The following is a 2,562-nucleotide window of genomic DNA, read 5'->3' as shown; positions in this document are numbered from 1 at the left end:
TCAGCGGCGTCTTCAGATCATGCGCGATGTTGTCGGAAACCTGCTTCAAGCCTTCATTGAGCGTGGCGATCCTGGCCAGCATGGCATTGAGATTTTCGGAGAGCCGGTCGAACTCATCGCCAACCCCCGTCACCGGCAGCCTGCCCGACAGATCCCCGCCCATGATGCGACGGCTGGCTTCCGACACGCTGTCGATGCGCTTCAGCGCGGCGCGACCGACAAAAAACCAGATCAGCAATCCGCCCAGCCCCATCATGCCGAGCGCCAGCATCAGCGCACGGCGGATGACCGCACGAAACCGCTCCGGCTCGCCAAGGTCGCGGCCGACCAGCATGATCATCTGGTTCGGCAGCCGCAGCACCAGCGCAATGGCGTTGTGGCCCTTTTCGCCCTGCGCCTGCGCATCGTTCTGCTCGGATTGGGTGGTGGTGCCCTGCTCGGCGGGAAGGTTGCGCAGGCGCTCGAGCTCTCCCTCGCCAAAACGCTGATAAGAGAACGGACTGCTGGTCCAGCCTTCGGTTTCGAGAACGCCCGGCTCCAGGCTCTGCACATTGCCGGTCAGGATCTGTCCGTTGGCGTCGGCGATCAGATAGAGGTTGGCGCCGGGCTGGCGCGAGCGGGCCTCGACTACACGGACCAACACCGGCAGACCGCCGCGTTGATAGGCGCGAGCCAGACCGAGCACCTCGTCATTGATGGTGTCCTGTGTCTGCCCGGTCAGCATGCGCGCCGACAACGAGGTCATATAGAAGACGAGCGCCACCGCGCAGAGCGCGAAGAGCAGGAGGTAGAGCGCCGAAAGCCGCGCTGCCGTTGTCTTCATGATGGCTGGCACGGAAAGAGCCATGCCGCAGCTAGCCGCTCTTCAGCATATAGCCGGCGCCGCGAACCGTATGCAGGATGGGCTTGTCGAAGCCCTTCTCGATCTTGCCGCGCAGCCGGGAGACATGGACGTCAATGACATTGGTCTGCGGATCGAAATGGTAGTCCCAGACATTTTCCAGCAGCATGGTGCGCGTTACCACCTGGCCGGCATGCCGCATCAGATATTCGAGCAATCGGAATTCACGCGGCTGCAGCGTTATCTCGCGTGACGCACGGCGGACCGAATGCGACAGCCTGTCGAGTTCGAGATCGCCGACGCGGTAGACGGTTTCGGCTTCCTTGGCGCTGGCGCGCCGGTTCAGAACCTCGACGCGGGCGAGAAGCTCGGAGAAGGCATAGGGCTTTGTCAGGTAATCGTCGCCGCCGGCGCGCAGACCCGTGACCCGGTCATCGACCTCGCCGAGCGCCGAGAGGATCAGCACCGGCGTTGTGTTGCCCCTGGACCGGAGACCGGCAATGACCGACAGGCCGTCGCGACGCGGCATCATCCTGTCGATCACCATCACGTCGTAGTCGCCGGCGTCGGCGAGCGCAAAGCCGGTTTCGCCGTCACCGGCGACATGAGCAGTGTGACCGGCCTCGGCAAAGGCTTTCTGCAAGTAGTCCGCAGCCTCGCGATCGTCTTCTATGACGAGAATCTTCATAGGGCTGTTATACGCGATTTCGCCGGAAGGTTGAGTGGCAGACATCTGCATTGTGGCCTTTGCCAAAGCGCACCGCGATCAAGATTGCCCGAAGCCGTGCGAGATAAAGCTGCTCGCTGCCGATGTCATTTTGCGTCGGATCGCGGAAGCGCTTTTGAAAGTGTGCGGCAGCGGACGATGGGAAGCCCGCTGCCGCCGGGGGAAGGCGCGATGACTGACTAACGCGCGCTCCTCCATGCTTTCCCGTACGGCGGCTCGGGGGTGTTGAAACTGCCGCACTGGAAAAGCCCAACCTGCCGCCGAAACGCCCTCACCCACCCTGGAAAGGCCGAGAGAACGCTCCGGGGCTGACCTCAGCCCTTGGCGACGGGCAGCGCGACGAAACGATTGGTGTCGTCGCGGGTGATCTGCATCAGCACTGCCTTGCGGCCGGATTTGACTGCATCGGTCATCGCCTTGGTGACGTCGTCGGTGCCGTTCACTTCGGTCGAATTGACCGATGTGATGACGTCGCCTGGCTGGATACCGCGATCGGCGGCATCGCTGTCGGGATCGACATCGGTCACCACCAGTCCCTTGCCGTTTTCAGACTTGGTAACGGTCAGGCCGAGATCAGCCAGCGTGTCGGGCTTGGCCGGGGCGGCGGGCTGCTGCTGGTCGACAGAGGCCTGCTTGTCGCTCGAGGGCAGTTTGCCGAGATCGACCTTGACCGTCTGGCTCTTGCCGTCGCGCCACACGGTGACGTCGACCGACTTGCCAGGCGAATAGGCGCCGATCAGCCGGGCCAGTTCCTTCGGCGAAGCGACATCTTTTCCGTCGACCTGGGTGATCACGTCACCGGCCGTGATGCCCGCCTTCTTGCCGGGACCATCATCCTGGGCACTGGAAACCAGTGCGCCGTTGTTGGACTTCAGACCAAGCGACTCAGCGATGTCGGAGGTGACCGGCTGGATTTCCACACCGAGCCAGCCGCGCTGCACGGAGCCGCTCTTCATCAGGTCCTGAACGACCTGCTTGGCGGTCGAAGCGGGAA

3 protein-coding genes are annotated in these 2,562 nt (G+C 63.2%); all 3 read right to left on the bottom strand.

Annotated features, from left to right (window positions below; genetic code table 11):
• The coding region (locus EN906_RS30505; RefSeq protein WP_127375622.1) for a HAMP domain-containing protein at positions 1–847 on the bottom strand (847 nt) is incomplete at its 3' end.
• A gap of 7 nt (positions 848–854) precedes the next feature.
• On the bottom strand, positions 855–1,529 hold the full coding sequence (locus tag EN906_RS30500) for a response regulator transcription factor (RefSeq protein ID WP_023812818.1): 675 nt from the start codon (positions 1,527–1,529) through the stop codon (positions 855–857).
• A gap of 353 nt (positions 1,530–1,882) precedes the next feature.
• A partial coding sequence (locus EN906_RS30495) for a PDZ domain-containing protein (protein WP_127375621.1) occupies positions 1,883–2,562 on the bottom strand: 680 nt, incomplete at its 5' end.

The sequence above is a fragment of the Mesorhizobium sp. M7A.F.Ca.CA.004.06.1.1 genome, from assembly GCF_003999135.1.
In the GTDB taxonomy this organism is placed as follows: domain Bacteria; phylum Pseudomonadota; class Alphaproteobacteria; order Rhizobiales; family Rhizobiaceae; genus Mesorhizobium.
The sequence above is the reverse complement of the archived record's forward strand: the minus strand, read 5'-3'. Positions and strand labels throughout refer to the sequence as shown.

What these genes read in the sequence shown, in the direction of transcription:
- EN906_RS30500 (WP_023812818.1), bottom strand. Translation starts at nt 1,529, where the DNA reads ATGAAGATTCTCGTCATAGAAGACGATCGCGAGGCTGCGGACTACTTG.